The sequence below is a fragment of the Tritonibacter horizontis genome (genome assembly GCF_001518015.1).
Lineage (GTDB): Bacteria > Pseudomonadota > Alphaproteobacteria > Rhodobacterales > Rhodobacteraceae > Epibacterium > Epibacterium horizontis.
Map to the genome: position 1 here is coordinate 1 of NZ_LPUY01000063.1, position 16,147 is coordinate 16,147.

Here is a 16,147-nt window from a genome sequence, read left to right on the forward strand (position 1 = left end):
GGCGGGCAGCACGTCGGCAAGCGGGGTGCGAAAGATACTGTCGGCGCTGGCAAAATCCGGTCCGGCGGCCACCAGAACCGCGCCACCCGAGCGGACATAGTTGGCCACGTTTTCAAGATAGACAGAAGGCAGAATGCCGCGCCGCTTGTAGCGATCAAAAATGATGAGGTCGAAATCCTCGATCTTTTCCAGAAACAACTCGCGCGTCGGGAAGGCGATCAGCGACAGCTCGTCAACCGGTACGCCGTCCTGTTTTTCCGGCGGGCGCAGAATGGTGAAATGCACCAGATCCACGGCGCTGTCGGATTTCAACAGATTGCGCCAGGTGCGGCCGCCCGGATGCGGCGCGCCTGAAACCAACAGCACCCGGAGGCGATCCCGGACCCCGTTGATCTGCAACAGGGCAGAGTTGTTCCGCGCGGTCAGTTCGCCTTCTGCCTCGGGGACACGGAATTCGATCACGTTGCGCCCGCCATGGGGCAACGTCAGCGGCAAGTCGAAATCCACCCCGACCGGCAGGCGAAAGCTCTGGGTTGCGCCCCCATCCACCGAGATTTGCAACTCGGTCAGCCGCTGATTTTCGGGAACCGCGCCCTGATCCTCGACCCGCAAGGTCAGGGTGATCGGTTCGCCGATGATGCCAAAGGAGGGTGCATTGCGAACGATCAGGCGGCGGTCCCAATCATCGCTGTGGCCGGTCATCAGCAAATGCAGCGGGGCCGGCAGGTCCGGGGCGCGGTCCATATCGTGCACCTGACCGTCGGAAACGGCGATTATCCCCGCCACCCGGGCACGGGGTTCATCCGCCAGCGCGCGGGCAACTGTCGCCATCAGGGTGGTACCCGCGTCATCGGGGCTGTCATCGACGGTGACCCAGCGGACCTCTGTATTGGGACGAGCGGTCAGGGCCTGTTCCAGTTCGGACCGGGCTGCAGCCATCTGATCCGGCCGGTCCGACAGGCGCTGACTGGCGGTTTTGTCTTCGGCCACGATCACGATATCGCGCAGCGGGCTGCGGTCTTCCTGCTGAATCACCGGTCCCGACAGGGTTGCAAGCAATACGGCTGTGGCCGCGGCCCGAAGGCTCCAGCCACGCAGCCGACGCCAGATGGCAACGGACAGCGCCAGCAGGCTGATCGCCGCCAGCGCCGCCAGCACCGGCAAGGGCAGCAGCGGGTCGAACAGGATCGTTTGCGTCATCGTCACAGCGCTCCTTGGCGCGCGTCAGGCTGGCAGCGCATTCGTTATTGCCCCAGCCGGTCGAGAAGGGCAGGGACATGCACCTGGTCAGATTTGTAGTTGCCGGTCAGCACATGCATCAACAGGTTCACACCGAAACGCCGCGCCAGTTCGCGCTGGCGTTCGCCCGAGAACCCCCGACCGACGGGGTATAACGGGACGTTGTTGGCGTCCACGGCCCAGGCGGCGGCCCAGTCGTTGCCGCCGATCACCACCGGGGTGACGCCATCGTTGAGATTGCGAAAGGGCAGGCCTTCGACCTGCTCCGCATCGGCGGGGGCGGCTTCGACCCAGATCTGGCCCCGTGGGAACCGGCCCGGAAAATCCTGCAGCAGATAAAAGGCGCGGGTCAGCACATGATCGGCCGGCATCGGTTCCAGCGGTGGAATATCGAGCGGCAGCGCGATCTGTTGCAGCCTGCGTGCGGCGGCGCTGGTGGCCCCGGCGACCGACAGATCGGCATCGCGGGTGTCAAACAGGATCATGCCGCCGGTGCGCAGATATGCATTGAGCCGGGCGTAGGCCTCGGATGAGGGCATCGGTTGCCGGTCGGTTATCGGCCAGTAGAGAAACGGAAAAAACGCCAGTTCGTCGACTTCGAGATCGACGCCGTAGGGGGCGGCAGGTTCGACCGAGGTGCGCAGGTTTAGCACATTGCCAAGGCCGCGCAATCCGGCCTCGGAAATTCGGTCGGCTTCGGCGTTTCCGGTCAGCACATAGGCAAGCGTCAGATCCGAGGTTAGGTCGGTCGCGCTGGGCTGTCCGGTTGGCGATTGTGCGGCGCTCTCCTGCGGACCAGCGCCGATCGCCAGGCCGAACCCAAGGGCCAGCGCCAGCACCGCTGTGCGCGGCGGCGACCAGAGGCCAGAGACAAGCAGCGCGGCGGCGATATCCAGCGCCATCAGCACCAGGGCAAACCCCAGCAACAGACCGCTCAGGGGGCGTTCTTCGGCGCCCTGATAGGTCAGAACCGGCACCGAGGCGGGCCAGACCGCCGGGCGCAATGTGTCCCCGTCGCGCAGCACATTGCGGGCATAGGCACGGTTGCCACTGGTATAGAGCCCCGGCTGCAGGCCCGGCCCCGCTGCTGCCGCCACCAGATCCGGGCCGTTCACACCGGGCAAGGTATCCGCATCCCTCAGGCGGCCGAACCCGTCGAGAACTTCGGTCGCGCGCCAGGTGGTGCCTTCGAGGTCCTCCGCATCGGGCAGTTTTGCGGCGGAAGAGACCGCCAGCCGTTCGAGCATCTCGACGAACAGGCCCGAGAGCGGCAGGGTGCTCCATTCTGCATTGGCGGTGACGTGGAACAGGATGACCTGTCCCTGCCCCAACGGTTTGCGGGTGACCAGCGGCGTGCCATCGCTCAGCTCGGCAATGACACGATTGGCCAGTTCCGGGTCGGGCTGTGCCATCACCTGCGAGCTGACGGTGACATCCTGCGGGATCTGCAGGCCGTAAAACGGCGTGCCCTCGGCAAACGGGGCCAGCGATTTGGGCTCACCCCAGCTCATCGCGCCGCCAATGCTGCGCCCGCCGATGCGCAGGCGGACAGGCATCAAGGGTTCTTCGGTGTCGCGGGCGGTGTCGCTTGCGGCCAGACGCGCCCCGGCAAAGCGCAGCAGCAGCCCGCCCTGTTCGACCCATTCGGTCAAAGCGGTTTCTTGATCGGCGGCCAGACGCGCGACATCCGCCAGCACAACCACATCCGGGTTTGCGGGCAGCAGATCGGCCAGCGCCCCTTCCAGCAGCTCGGCGGTTGGTTCCAGCGCCTGTCGCAGATAATGCAGCGGCGACAGCAGCGCGAGGCCCTCGTCGGTGCTTTGTGCGGAAATCAACGCCACTTCACGGCGGCGCAGGCGGTCGTCGGTCAGGGAGACTGCGCCGGCCGACCGGGTGTTTTGGATCTCAAAGCGGGTGATCCGCGATCTGAGCTCCATCGGCAGGGACAGTTGCACCTCGGCCTGAGCAGAGGCCGCGTCGAAGGCCAGCGTAGCAGAGGTCAGGGCCCGCTCCGCGCCGCCCGGATCTAGGCCGAAGGCCTGGACCGTTGCCTCCTGGGCCAGGCCCGTCGCGCTGCGGCGCGCGCGCAGGACGATGGCTCCGTCCTCGTAAGTGGCCGGCAGCAACCCGATGGCGGGTTCGGCGCTTTCGTAGACCTCGATTGCGCCGCGTTCCGCAAGGCGGCTCACCAGATCTGCGCGCCCCGCCATTTCGATGCCATCACTCAGCCAGAGCGTGTCGAAATTCAACTCCGTCGCGGTGATCATCTCTTGTGCCGTGGCCAGCTGGTCCGGCCCTGCCACCCAGGGCTGCGGCGTCATCCCGGCCAATTGACGGCTCCATTGCCCGGCGGCGAGGAATTGCAGCGGCTCCGGGGCGGTCAGGCGCAGCACCGCAACCGGGCGTCCGGCGCGTCCTGCTTCTTCCAGTTCGGCCTCGATCTGGCTGCGGTTCTGGTCCCAATGCGGTGCGCCGGCCCAGCTTGAATCCATCACGATCAGCAGCGGCCCGCTGCCGGTGATATCCTGCGCCGGGTTCAGAACCGGCCCGGACAGACCGACAATGGCCGCCGCCACCGCCAGCATCCGCAGCAGCAAAAGCCACCAGGGGGTGCGGTCCGACAGGCTTTCGTCGTCGCGCAGCCCCAGCAGTAGTGTCACCGCGGGAAAGGGTTGCCGCTTGGCCGCAGGCGGGACAGCCCGCAACAAAAGCCACAGGATCGGTAGCACCAGAAGCCCGAGCAACAGCCAGGGGCTGGCAAATCCTATCCCCGCGATCATGGTCATGGGCGACGCTCCAATGCGTGATAAAGCCACAATAGCCCCGCCTGGGCACTGTCGCCGCAATGATGGACGCCAAAGCTCCAGCCTGCCGCGCGGCACAATTGGTCCAGCGCATCCCGCCGTTCCGCCAGCCGGTCCAGATACCGGTCGCGCAGGGCAGAGGCCTTGAGCGTTTCATGGCTGACATCTGCGCCCATGCTTTCGAACTTGGTCCGCCCCGCAAAGGGAAAGCTCTCTTCGCTTGGGTCCAGAACCTGCAACAACACGCCGCGCAGCCCGCGATCTGCGGCTTTGGACAGGGCAAGCTCCAGCTCTTCGAAGGGGCCGAGGAAATCCGAGACGAACAGCGCCCGCGCATGGGGGATCAGGGCACGATGTTCCGGTGGCGCATAGGCGGCGGTATCGTCCTTGGTGAAATGCTCTGCCAGCCGCAGGATCTGCATATTGCCACGTCGGGGCGGCAACAGCCCGCCAGTCAGCCCCACCCGTTCGCCGCCGCGCACCATCAGCACGGCAGAGGCCAGCGCCAGCAGGCGGGCGCGGTCGACCTTTCGCGGCAGGTTCGCATCAGAGGCAAAGCGCATGGAGCCGCCCTGATCGACCCAGAGATGCACGGTCTGGGCAATCTGCCATTCCCGCTCGCGCACGAATTGCTGATCCCCCCGCGCCGAGCGGCGGTGGTCGATCATCCGGCGGCTGTCGCCCTGTTGTACCGGGCGGTATTGCCAGAAATCATCGCCCACCCCGGCCCGACGGCGGCCGTGGTCCCCCAGCAATACGGCCCCTGCGAGCTGCTGCGCCTGCACGAGCAGGGGCGGCAGAACGCTTGCCGCCTCTTCGGCGCGGGTGCGCATCTGGCCTGCGGGACCGCGTGCGGCCTGGCTTCGCGAGGTGGCGCTGAAACTCACGCGGCGGCCTCGGCCCGGATCATCCGCGCGGCGGTTTCGTCGATCAGGTCAGCCAGGCTTTCCCCGCGCGCGCGGGCGGCAAAGTTCAACTGCATCCGGTGGATCAGGACCGGACGCGCCATTTCGATCACATCTTCTGCATTGGGGGCCAGACGCCCCTCCAGCAATGCCCGCGCCCGCACCGCCAGCATCAGCGCCTGCGCCGCCCGCGGGCCCGGCCCCCAGGCCACAGTCTGCGCGACGCGTTCTGACACGCCGGGCTCGTCCGGGCGGAAGGCCCGCACGAGGTCCAGGATCAGCTCCAGCACAGACTCGCCGACCGGCATCCGCCGCAGCAGGGTCTGGGCCGCCAGTAGGTCCTCGGTGGTAAAGACCTGATGCGCCTCTTCCTCTTCAACGCCGGTGGTGGCCAGCAGGATCGCGCGTTCAGTGTCGCGATCAGGATAGGCCACGTCAATCTGCAGCAAAAACCGGTCGAGCTGCGCCTCGGGCAGCGGATAGGTGCCTTCCTGTTCGATCGGGTTCTGCGTCGCCAGAACGTGGAATGGTTCATCCAGGGCCCGGTCTTCGCCCGCGACAGTCACCGTCTTTTCCTGCATCGCCTGCAGCAATGCGGATTGAGTTCTGGGGCTGGCCCGGTTGATTTCATCGGCCATCAGAAGCTGGCAGAAAATCGGCCCCTGCACGAATCGGAACGCCCGCGTCCCGTCCGGCGCACTGTCCAGCACTTCGGAGCCGAGAATATCGGCCGGCATCAGGTCCGGCGTGAATTGCACCCGGTTGCCCTTCAGCCCCATCACGGTAGACAGCGCATCGACCAGCCGTGTCTTGCCAAGGCCGGGCAAGCCGATCAGCAGCCCATGTCCGCCACAGAGCAGGGTCGCCAGGGTCAGATCCACAACGCGCTCCTGACCGATGAAGCGGCGGGTGATCGATTGGCGGGCCTGCTGCAGCTTGGTCTCCAGCGCTTCGATGTCTGACAACAGGTCTTGTGGATCGCTCATGACTTCCCTTCCCTTGGGCTTATATGGTGTGAGTGTATCGCGCAGAGATGGAATGGCAAAAGTTATGAGTGGACAAAAAGCCGTGACCCCAACCCCAGAGACGCTTGCAACGCGTACAAAGGCCGCGACCAAAGGCGGATTGCCGCCGGTGCATCTGTGGAATCCGCCCTTTTGCGGTGATCTGGATATGCGCATCGCCCGTGATGGCACCTGGTATTACCTTGGCACACCGATTGGGCGCTTTGAATTGGTAAAACTGTTTTCGTCGATCCTGAAGACAGAAGACGACCGCTTTTTCCTGGTGACCCCAGCGGAAAAGGTGGGAATCACCGTCGATGACGCCCCTTTTGTCGCGGTCGATTTCGATGTCACGGGCGAAGGCGCGGCGCAGCGCCTGACCTTTGTCACGCAGGTCGGCGACAAGATGACCGCCGGGCCGGACCACCGGATCCGGCTGGAGCATGATCCGGAAACGGGTGAGCCGACGCCCTATATTCACGTCCGGGCCGGTCTCGACGCCCTGATTGATCGCAAGAGTTTTTACCGGCTGGTGGAGATCGGCGAGGTCAGGCAAGGCTGGTTCGGCCTGTGGTCCGATGGTGAATTTTTCCGCATTCTTCCGGCCGAGCAGCTGGATCTTGCCTGATCTTGGCAACGGCCTTGCCAGAGGCGCAACCCTGCGCCACAATTTTCCCATGGTGCCGCCTTGCAGCGCAGCTGTTCAGTGAATGTTTCGACCGTTAAAATTGCGCAAAACAAGCCCATTTTCATCTGCAACCGGCAGGGGCATATCAGCAACCAGTGTGAGAGCAAGTGCAGTTCAAACTTAAACTAAAGCCCTGCCACGTCGGTCGTCAGACTGTGGTAGGATAAGGATGCGCAGGAACTGCAAGCGCAACAGGAGTTGAGAATGCCAAGGTTCGCGGCCAATCTATCCATGCTCTTTGCAGAGCTTCCGTTTCTCGACCGGTTTTCAGCAGCAGCGGCTGCTGGTTTCGATGCGGTCGAGGTGCTGTTCCCTTACGAATTTGCTGCCAAAGACACTCAGAGGGCCTTGCTTGCCAATGGGTTGGAGCTGATCCTGATCAATGCGCCGCCGCCGAACTACACCGGTGGTGATCCGGGCTATGCGGCCGTTCCGGCGCTGTCGGAACGGTTCCAGCGCGACATTCGGCGGGTTTTGCGATATGCCGATGTGCTGAAAGCGGGCCGCATTCACATCATGGCAGGGCCAGCCAAGGGGGCCGAGGCGCGCGACACCTTTGTGCGCAATTTGCGCACCGCAGCCGAGGCCGCGCCCTATCAGAAATTCACCATCGAGCCGCTCAACAGCGGGGATTTTCCGGGCTACTTCCTCGATGATTACAACCTTGCCCTGGATATTCTCGACGAGGTTGGCTGCCACAATGTCGCGCTGCAGTTTGATGCCTATCACGCCCAGCTGATCCATGGCGATGCGCTCAAGGTCTGGCAGAACTTCGGGCACCGGGCGTCTCATGTGCAGTTTGCAGCAGCGCCTTTGCGCTGTGAACCCGGGCGTGGACCGCTGGATTTCGACGCGCTTTTCGCCGCGATTGATGAGAGCGGGTATGACGGCTGGGTCAGCGCCGAATACACCCCCAGCACGCCCCGAACCGAGGACAGCCTGACCTGGATGCGGGCGCTTCAGCCAGCCTGACGCTGGCCGGGCCAGACCGGCTTTGTCAGGCCGCGCCAGTCGCCGACCGCCCTGCCTTGCATTCTGGGCCGCTGAGCGGCGCGATCCTAGTGCGCTTCGGCCCAGTTGGCGCCGCGGCCTGCCTCGACCACCAGCGGCACCGTCATGTGCACGGCGGGGTCTGCCGCGCCTTCCATGATCCGGCGGGCGGTCTCGATGGTCTCTTCCACGTGGCTCTCGGGCACTTCGAACAGCAATTCATCGTGCACCTGTAGCAACATCCGCGCGGGCAGGTGGGCAATCGCCTCGGGCATACGCACCATGGCGCGGCGGATCACATCGGCGGCGGTGCCCTGAATGGGCGCATTGATCGCCGCGCGTTTGGCAAAACTGGCCCGCGGTCCCTTGGCGGCAATTTCGGGCGTGTGGATCTTGCGGCCAAACAGGGTCTGCACATAGCCGTGTTCCTTGGCAAAGGCGACCGTGTCATCCATGTACTGCCGAATGCCGGGGAACCGTTCAAAGTAGCGGTCGATAAACCCCTGCGCCTCGCCGCGCGGGATGCGCAGATTGCGCGCCAGACCAAAGCCGGAAATGCCGTAAATCACCCCGAAGTTGATCGCCTTTGCCTTGCGGCGAATGTCAGAGGTCATCTCCGCCAGCGGCACGTCAAAGATCTCGGAGGCGGTCATGGCGTGAATGTCATGACCATCGGCAAAGGCCTGTTTCAGCGCGTCAATATCCGCGACATGGGCCAGGATGCGCAGCTCGATCTGGGAATAATCCAGTGACAGCAGCACGTTGCCCTCATCGGCGACAAAGGCCTCGCGGATGCGTCGCCCCTCCTCGCTGCGCACAGGAATGTTCTGCAGGTTCGGATCGGAAGAGGCCATGCGCCCGGTGTTCGCCCCTGTCTGCAAATACGAAGTATGAACCCGGCCGGTCTCTGGGTTGATATGGTCCTGCAAGGCATCCGTATAGGTCGACTTCAGCTTGGACAGCTGCCGCCAGTCCAGCACCCGGGCGGGCAACACGTGTTCGGTCGCCAGATCTTCGAGGATATCCGCCCCGGTGGCATAGGCACCGGTCTTGCCTTTCTTACCGCCCGGTAAGGACATCTTGTCGAACAGGATCTCGCCCAGCTGCTTTGGTGAGCCGACGTTAAAGCTTTCGCCGGCCAGCTCGTGGATTTCTGCTTCCAGCCCGGCCATTTTCTGTGAAAACGCATTGGACATGCGGCTCAGCGTGTCGCGGTCAACCTTGATCCCGTGGCGCTCCATCTGGGCCAGTACGGGCACCAGCGGACGTTCCAGCGTCTCATAGACGGTGGTCACCTGTTTCTGGTGCAGCTGTGGTTTGAACTGCGACCATAGACGCAGGGTGATATCAGCGTCCTCGGCGGCATAGGGGGTGGCGTCGTCGATGGGCACCCGGTCAAAGGTGATCGCTGATTTTCCGGTGCCCAGCAGCGATTTGATCGGGATCGGCTGATGGTCGAGATAGCGTTCCGACAGCGTGTCCATCCCGTGCCCATGCAGCCCGCCATTCAGCGCATAGGACAGCAGCATGGTGTCGTCGATCGGGGCCACCTCGATGCCATTGCGGACAAAGATCTTGGCGTCATATTTCATGTTCTGCCCGATCTTGAGGATGGCGCTGTCCTCCAGGACCGGTTTCAGCATCGCCAGCGCCGTCTCCAGATCCATCTGCCCTTCGGCCAGCGCGTCTGATCCGAACAGGTCGTCGGAACTGCCCGCCTTGTGGGTCAGCGGGATGTAACACGCCTGTCCCGGCAGCACACAGAGCGAGATCCCGACCAGATCCGCAACCATTTCATCCAGCCCGGTGGTTTCCGTGTCCACCGCGACATAGCCATGTTCGCGAATGAGGTCGATCCAGCTCTGCAGGCCCTCGGCATCGCGGACGGTGGTGTATTCGGCAGTGTCAAAACGAGGGGCTTCCGGCGTCTCCAGCGCGGCGGCGGCTTGCGGCGTGGTCTCGGGGATGGTGGGGGCCTCCAGGCCCAGCTGGTCGGCAAACCGTTTTGTCAGCGTGCGGAATTCCATGCTGGAGAGAAACCCGAGCAGCACTTCGGGGTCCGGATCGCGAATTTCCAGCTCATCCAGGCCAAAGCCAAGCTCCATCTCGCAGTCGAGCTGCACCAGCGTCTTGGACATTTCGATCTGAGCACGGTTTTCCACCAGGGTCTGGCGACGCTTGGGCTGTTTGATCTCTTCGGCACGGTCCAACAGGTCCTCAAGGCTGCCGAATTCATTGATCAGCAGGGCGGCGGTCTTGATGCCGATGCCGGGCGCGCCTGGCACGTTGTCGACCGAGTCGCCGGCCAGCGCCTGCACATCGACCACCCGCTCCGGTCCGACGCCGAATTTTTCACGCACTCCATCGCTGTCGATGCGCTTGTTCTTCATCGCGTCGAGCATCTCGACGCCGTTGCCGACCAGTTGCATCAGGTCCTTGTCGGACGAGATGATGGTGACCCGGCCCCCGGCCTCGCGCGCCTGACAGGCCAGGGTGGCGATGATGTCGTCGGCCTCGAAGCCTTCGATTTCCTTGCAGGCGATGTTGAAGGCGCGCGTGGCCTCGCGGGTCAGCGGGAACTGCGGCACCAGATCCTCTGGCGCGGGCGGGCGGTTGGCTTTGTAGAGGTCATAAAGGTCGTTGCGGAAGGATTTCCCCGAATGGTCAAAGATCACCGCCACATGGGTCGGCGCATCGGGGCCCTTGTTGTCCTCGACCTGTTTGAACAGCATGTTGCAAAACCCCGCGACCGCACCGATGGGCAGCCCGTCGGATTTGCGCGTCAGCGGCGGCAACGCGTGGTAGGCGCGAAAGATGAAGGCAGAGCCATCAATCAGGTGGAGGTGACAGCCTTTGCCAAAATTGCTAGTGCTCATGGTGTTTGACCCCAACCGATTGTTTCCCACATGTTCTTATCCGCCTTATCTCCGATCCGTCGCATCACTGCAATCACTCTGCTCGGCCTGAGCGGTCTCTTGATTGCATCCTGCCAACGCGAAGCCTCAAGTTCCGAGGCGGCAGCTTTCTCGCCTGGTTGCACCTCGAACCCGGGTCAGAGCGACCATTGCACACCGCTTTTGGCCTGTTTCGACAATGGGCGAAGCATCCATGGGACGACGTTCGGATGGTTGTCGGGCAATATCGAGGGAAAGACCCAGGATGGCGTGGCGTGCCGCGGAAAATGGGAGATTTTAAGTACGTTACATGCCAGCGGTTCTGCTCAATTTATTTGTGAAGACGGCAGCTATGGCAACGCAAGTTTTTCCTATGATCGCGCGAAGCCCGGCACGATCTGGGGGAGAGGTGAATTTAATGCGTCCGAGGCGTTTCAGGTCTGGGGCGGTTGGGATCTCATTCAGCGGCTGCAATTGGCAGGGAGCCGTTTTGATCAGCTATGTGATGCTTTGGATGGCCTGAAAGAGCGCCGATCCGCACTGTGATGTATTGCACGCATGCGTCGTGCTGGCCTGCAGGTAGGGTATTGGCCCATCTGGCAGTCAGACAGGTTTAGAACATCCCCATCACAAGGCCTGCCGCCATGGCTTGCCCCAACGCGCGACAGCTCTGCAACTCCGCCTCTGGGATCACCTTGTCGGCCAAAATGGCCTCCGGCGTCTGCGCATGGGTGCAAAGTATCAGCGGCTCCTGCACTGCCTTCAGTCGCCAGCCCGTGGCGATGCGCGCCAATTGCCGGGCGGCCCCGCTGCCATCCGATCCGGCGCAGATCATTTGCGCGTAAGGCCGCCCTTCAAGGCGGCCCAGCACCGGATAATAACAGCGATCAAAGAAGTCCTTCATCGCACCCGACAGCGTGGCCAGGTTTTCCGGCGCACAGAACAGGTAGCCCCCTGCCGCCAGCAGATCCTCTGGCCCGGCTTCCTCGGCGCGGATCAGGCGCGCAGATCCTTCGGCCAAAGCCCCCGCATGAGCGGCCTCGGCCATTTGCCGGCTGCCGCCGGTGCGTGAATGATAGACAATCAAAAGCTCCGCCATGGCCTTATCCTAGGCGGGCGCGGCGCATCGGACCAGTGGGGTCTCTCAGGCGACTTTGCCTTCGAAATCCTTGTGGATGAACTTGCAGTCGCAATACGGGCATTCGACAAATCCGCTGTCCTCTGCGATCTGCAGATATACGCGGGGATGCCCAAGCGCGCCTTCGCTCCCGTCGCAGGCGACACGATAGCTGTCTACGATCTTGGTTTCCGGCGCTTCAATGCTCATCGCTGGCAGTCCTCTGGCTAATGCGTTAGGGGCTTTATGAGCTATGGAAATACCGGGGGCAAGAGCCGCGATGACTGACGAGGCAATCCGTATTGAAGCTTTGCGTAAAACCTACAAGGGTCGCAAAGGCCAGCCAGAAAAACACGCGCTGAAGGGGATCGACCTGACCGTGCCGCGCGGATCGGTTTTTGGACTGTTGGGGCCGAATGGCGCCGGCAAATCGACGCTGATCAATATCCTCGCCGGACTGGTGCTGAAATCCTCGGGCAAAGTCACCATCTGGGGCTTTGATCAGGACGCCAATCCGCGCCAGAGCCGCGCCGCAATCGGGGTGATGCCGCAAGAGCTGAATCTCGATCCGTTCTTTACGCCGCGGGGCGCGCTGGAAGTGCAGGCCGGGCTTTATGGTGTGCCAAAATCCGAACGGGACAGCGACGGCATCCTGAAACTGATCGGGCTGGAGGACAAGGCCGAAGCCTATGCCCGCAGCCTGTCCGGTGGCATGCGGCGGCGGCTCTTGCTGGGCAAGGCGCTGGTGCATCGCCCGGCCATTCTGGTGCTCGATGAACCCACCGCAGGCGTCGACATCGAGCTGCGCCAGATGCTGTGGGAAAACGTCCGCAAGCTGAACGCCGAGGGCATGACGATCATCCTGACCACGCACTACCTCGAAGAGGCGCAGGAGATGTGCGACGAGATCGCTATCATCAACGAAGGCGCGGTGGTCGCACGCGATTCTACCGCCAATCTGCTGGGCCGCCTGGATGCGCGCGCGATGGTGGTGCAGCCGGCCGATCCGGTGACGACCCTGCCGCAAGGGGCCGGGATCGAGGCGGAACTGCGCGGTGATGGCGCCGTGGTGCTGCGCTACCACAGCAATGAAACCCCAGCCGAAGCGGTGCTTGAGGCGGTGCGCGGGGCCGGGATCTCCATCCGGGATGTCAAAACCGAAGAGGCCGACCTCGAAGACGTGTTCCTCGCCCTCACCAAATCCCGCTGACCGGAGCCTGCGCGCGCCATGGCGATGCAGATCCGCGATTTTGCTGACCGTGACGCCGCGGATTGGGCGCGCATCTTCCACGCGGCGGTTCATGACATCGGCGGGCGCGACTATTCCCCGGCCCAATGTGCGGCCTGGAGCCCGGCGCCGGCCCCGGTTGAACGGGTGCTGGACCGGGCCCGCGATGGCCGCCGGATCTGGGTGGCCACCGATGCTGCGGATGTGGCGCAGGGGTTTATCGAGCTGGAACCCGACGGCCATATCGACTGTTTCTATCTCGCGCCGGATGTGGCGGGTCAGGGAATTGGCGCGGCCCTTTATGACCGGTTGCAAACAGAGGCGCGCGCCCTTGGCCTCACGGTGCTTTATGTCGAGGCCAGCGAGGCCGCGCGGCGGTTCTTTCTGCGACAGGGCTTTGCCGATGCGGGGCGGCGCGATTTCGTGCGCCGTGGCGTGATGATCCACAACTACGCGATGACCAAAACGCTCTGAGCAGCGCCGCCCTCGCCGAAAACCGCGCCGAGGGGGCAAATCCCTGCCCAAGCCCGCGCATCCCCGGTTCCCCAACCGTGCCGCAGCCTGTAGAACGCCAACAGCACATCGTGAACGCTGACCGGAGACCGACCATGCCCGCACCCAAACCCGTTGTTCTTTGCATCCTTGATGGCTGGGGCAGTGCCGAGCCGGGGCCGGCAAATGCGCCCTACCTGGCAAAAACCCCGACGCTGGATGCCATCATGGCGCAGGGCCCGGTGGCGCGGCTGATCACCCACGGGCCGGATGTTGGCCTGCCCTCTGGTCAGATGGGCAATTCCGAGGTCGGACATACCAATATCGGTGCCGGCCGGGTGGTGGCGATGGATCTGGGTCAGATCGACCTCGCGATCGAGGATGGCTCTTTCTACGACAACGCCGCCCTGCAGGGGTTTATTGCCAAGCTGAAGCAAACCGGTGGCGCCGCGCATCTGATGGGGTTGGTGTCTGATGGCGGTGTGCACGGGCACGTCACCCATATCCTGGCCGCGATCAAGGCGATCCGCGATGCCGGCGTGCCGGTCTGGCTGCATGCGATCACCGATGGCCGCGACGTGGCGCCGAAATCCGCGCTTGGCTATCTTGACCAGCTGGAGGCCGGCATGGCCGAGGGGGCACAGATCGCCACTGTCACCGGGCGCTATTTTGCCATGGACCGCGACAACCGTTGGGAACGGGTCAGCCAGGCCTATACGGCGATGGTGCAGGGCGAGGGGCAGTTCACGGCGAAAAGCGCCAGATCCGCCATCGAGGACGCCTATGACCGCGACGAGCTGGATGAATTCGTCAAGGCCACCGTGGTGGACGGGTTTGGTGGCATCCGCGACGGCGACGGGGTTTTCTGCCTGAACTTCCGCGCCGACCGTGCCCGCGAGATCCTGCGCGCCATCGGCGAGCCTGGCTTTGCCGAATTCGACACCGGCACCCGGCCTGCGCTCGCTGGACTGCTGGGAATGGTGGAATATTCGGCAGACCACAGCCAGTATATGACCACGGCCTACCCGAAGACGGCGCTGGTCAACACGCTGGGGGAATGGGTCGCCAAACAAGGCAAGCGGCAGTTCCGTCTGGCCGAGACCGAGAAATATCCCCATGTGACCTTCTTCCTCAACGGTGGCAAGGAAACCCCGGAGGAGGGCGAAGATCGCGCGATGCCAAAATCGCCCAAGGTCGCGACCTATGATTTGCAGCCCGAGATGTCCGCCCCCGAGGTCACCGCGAAATTCGTCGAGGCGATTGGCGCCGGCTATGACCTGATCGTGACCAACTATGCCAACCCGGACATGGTCGGCCACACCGGGGATCTCGACGCGGCGATCAAGGCCTGCGAAGCGGTGGATCAGGGGCTGGGCGAGGTGGTCGCAGCGTTGAAAGCGGCGGGCGGCGTCATGATCGTCACCGCCGACCACGGCAACTGCGAACTGATGGTGGACCCGGCCACCGGCGGCGCCCATACCGCGCATACCACCAATCTGGTGCCTGTGGCGCTGGTCAACGGTCCCGAGGGCCTGCGCCTGCGGGATGGGCGGCTGGCCGACCTTGCCCCCAGCCTTCTGGCGCTGATGGGGCTGGATCAGCCCGATGAAATGACCGGAGAGAGCCTGCTGGTATGACGCGATTGCGCGCGCGCTACGCCTGCCTTGCCTTTGCTTTGTCGCTGTCCGTCGCGACTTGGGCCGGGGCCCAGGATCCCACCGATGCGGCCACTCAGGCTGCGGTCGCCCTGGAAGCCGCCTCGGAGCAATTGATCCGCGCCCAAAGCGCCGGTGACCGGGTCAAGGCCCTGACCGAAACCGTGCGCGGTTATGAGGATGGGCTTCAGGCCATGCGCGAAGGTCTGCGGCGCGTCGCCAGGCGGGAAACGCAGCTCACCACCCAGCTCAAGGCGCGCGAAGGCGAGGTGGCGGAGCTTCTGGGTATCATCACCACGATCGAGACCTCGACGCCGCCGGTGCTGATGCTGCATCCCTCCGGTCCGCTTGGGGCCGCCCGTTCGGCGATGATGCTGGCAGAGGTGACACCGGGTCTGCAGGCCCGCGCCAATGCCCTGCGCAATGACCTGCAAGAGGTGCGCGACCTGCGGCTGTTGCAACAGAATGCCGCGCAGCAGCTGGAGGAAGGCCTGCAAGGCGTGCAGGAAGCCCGCGCCGCCCTGTCCACCGCCATCGCCGACCGTCAGGACCTGCCCAAACGGTTCACGGATGACCCGGCGCAGACCGCCAATCTGATTTCTTCGACCGAAACGCTGACCGGGTTTGCAGACGGGCTTGCCCTCATCGCCGAGGCGACCGGGGTGGCCTCCATCTCGGCCGATATTTCCAACCTGCGTGGCGAGGTGCCCTTGCCGGTCGAGGGCCTGTTGCTGCGCGGCTTTGGCGAACGCGATGCGGCAGGGGTGGCGCGGTCCGGGATCCTTCTTGCCACCCGGCCGCGGGCGTTGGTGACCAGCCCGACCGCGGCGACGATCCGCTATCTTGGCCCGCTGCTGGACCTCGGCAGCGTGGTGATTCTGGAACCGCAACCGGATACATTGTTCATCTTGTCTGGTCTCGACGAAGTCTTTGGCGAGGCCGGACAGGTGATCCCCGCAGACACTCCGGTCGGCCTGATGGGGGGCGAAGCGGCGCAGAGCGGCGCGATTTTGTCACTAAGCGGTGAAGGGGGTGGAACTGGCCGGTCAGAAACGCTCTATATAGAGGTTAGAATGGAAAACAGTCCCGTGGACCCAGAAACGTGGTTCCGGACCGGGCAAGGTGGATAGG

At 63.8% G+C, this 16,147-nt stretch carries 13 protein-coding genes and 1 pseudogene; 7 read left to right on the top strand and 7 right to left on the bottom strand.

The annotated features are described in order from the left end of the window. From TRIHO_RS10480 to TRIHO_RS10495, 4 genes and pseudogenes are all read right to left on the bottom strand, one after another. Nucleotides 1-1,200 (bottom strand): annotated as a pseudogene (locus TRIHO_RS10480) (hypothetical protein); the annotation flags it as partial. A 44-nt stretch (nt 1,201-1,244) separates the two neighbouring features. Further along, on the bottom strand, nt 1,245-4,025 hold the full coding sequence (locus TRIHO_RS10485) for a DUF4159 domain-containing protein (protein WP_068242934.1): 2,781 nt from the start codon (nt 4,023-4,025) through the stop codon (nt 1,245-1,247). Next, entirely contained in the window at nt 4,022-4,876 is an 855-nt protein-coding gene (locus TRIHO_RS10490) for a DUF58 domain-containing protein (protein ID WP_082705105.1), read from the bottom strand. Before TRIHO_RS10490 ends, TRIHO_RS10485 begins: the two co-directional genes overlap by 4 nt. Nucleotides 4,877-4,926: 50 nt before the next feature. Then, a complete protein-coding gene (locus tag TRIHO_RS10495; RefSeq protein WP_068242939.1) occupies nt 4,927-5,934 on the bottom strand; it encodes an AAA family ATPase in 1,008 nt (335 codons plus the stop codon). A gap of 64 nt (nt 5,935-5,998) precedes the next feature. On the opposite strand from TRIHO_RS10495, the gene TRIHO_RS10500 reads away from it, so the two are divergent. After that, complete coding sequence (locus TRIHO_RS10500) at nt 5,999-6,580, top strand: DUF1285 domain-containing protein (RefSeq protein ID WP_068242941.1); 582 nt, start codon at nt 5,999-6,001, stop codon at nt 6,578-6,580. Between the two features lie 264 nt (nt 6,581-6,844). Beyond that, nucleotides 6,845-7,612: a hydroxypyruvate isomerase family protein gene (locus TRIHO_RS10505; protein WP_068242944.1), complete on the top strand. Its 768-nt coding sequence runs from the start codon at nt 6,845-6,847 to the stop codon at nt 7,610-7,612. Between the two features lie 86 nt (nt 7,613-7,698). On the opposite strand, the gene polA is transcribed toward TRIHO_RS10505, so the two are convergent. Next, nucleotides 7,699-10,506, bottom strand: coding sequence for a DNA polymerase I (gene polA / locus TRIHO_RS10510; RefSeq protein WP_068242947.1), 2,808 nt, complete (start codon nt 10,504-10,506; stop codon nt 7,699-7,701). 30 nt (nt 10,507-10,536) lie between these two features. On the opposite strand from polA, the gene TRIHO_RS23280 reads away from it, so the two are divergent. Then, a complete protein-coding gene (locus TRIHO_RS23280) occupies nt 10,537-11,070 on the top strand; it encodes a hypothetical protein (RefSeq protein ID WP_082705106.1) in 534 nt (177 codons plus the stop codon). A 67-nt stretch (nt 11,071-11,137) separates the two neighbouring features. Here the strand turns inward: TRIHO_RS23280 and TRIHO_RS10515 are convergent, their stop codons facing one another. Together TRIHO_RS10515 and TRIHO_RS10520 are read right to left on the bottom strand one after the other, a co-directional pair. Then, nucleotides 11,138-11,623, bottom strand: coding sequence for a flavodoxin family protein (locus TRIHO_RS10515; protein ID WP_068242950.1), 486 nt, complete (start codon nt 11,621-11,623; stop codon nt 11,138-11,140). A gap of 45 nt (nt 11,624-11,668) precedes the next feature. After that, nucleotides 11,669-11,851, bottom strand: a complete 183-nt coding sequence (locus tag TRIHO_RS10520) for a zinc-finger domain-containing protein (protein ID WP_068242953.1) — start codon at nt 11,849-11,851, stop codon at nt 11,669-11,671. Nucleotides 11,852-11,921: 70 nt separating this feature from the next. Here TRIHO_RS10520 and TRIHO_RS10525 point away from each other — a divergent pair, with 70 nt between their 5' ends. The 4 genes from TRIHO_RS10525 to TRIHO_RS10540 all read left to right on the top strand — a co-directional run bounded on the left by TRIHO_RS10525 (nt 11,922) and on the right by TRIHO_RS10540 (nt 16,146). Then, nucleotides 11,922-12,851 carry an ABC transporter ATP-binding protein gene (locus TRIHO_RS10525; RefSeq protein ID WP_068242956.1) on the top strand — a complete coding sequence of 310 codons (930 nt, stop codon included), beginning with the start codon at nt 11,922-11,924 and terminating at the stop codon, nt 12,849-12,851. 18 nt (nt 12,852-12,869) lie between these two features. After that, complete coding sequence (locus tag TRIHO_RS10530) at nt 12,870-13,343, top strand: GNAT family N-acetyltransferase (RefSeq protein WP_232367769.1); 474 nt, start codon at nt 12,870-12,872, stop codon at nt 13,341-13,343. 134 nt (nt 13,344-13,477) lie between these two features. Further along, nucleotides 13,478-14,998 carry a 2,3-bisphosphoglycerate-independent phosphoglycerate mutase gene (gene gpmI / locus TRIHO_RS10535; protein WP_068242959.1) on the top strand — a complete coding sequence of 507 codons (1,521 nt, stop codon included), beginning with the start codon at nt 13,478-13,480 and terminating at the stop codon, nt 14,996-14,998. Then, nucleotides 14,995-16,146: a murein hydrolase activator EnvC family protein gene (locus tag TRIHO_RS10540; protein WP_068242963.1), complete on the top strand. Its 1,152-nt coding sequence runs from the start codon at nt 14,995-14,997 to the stop codon at nt 16,144-16,146. Before gpmI ends, TRIHO_RS10540 begins: the two co-directional genes overlap by 4 nt. Nucleotide 16,147 lies beyond the last annotated feature (1 nt).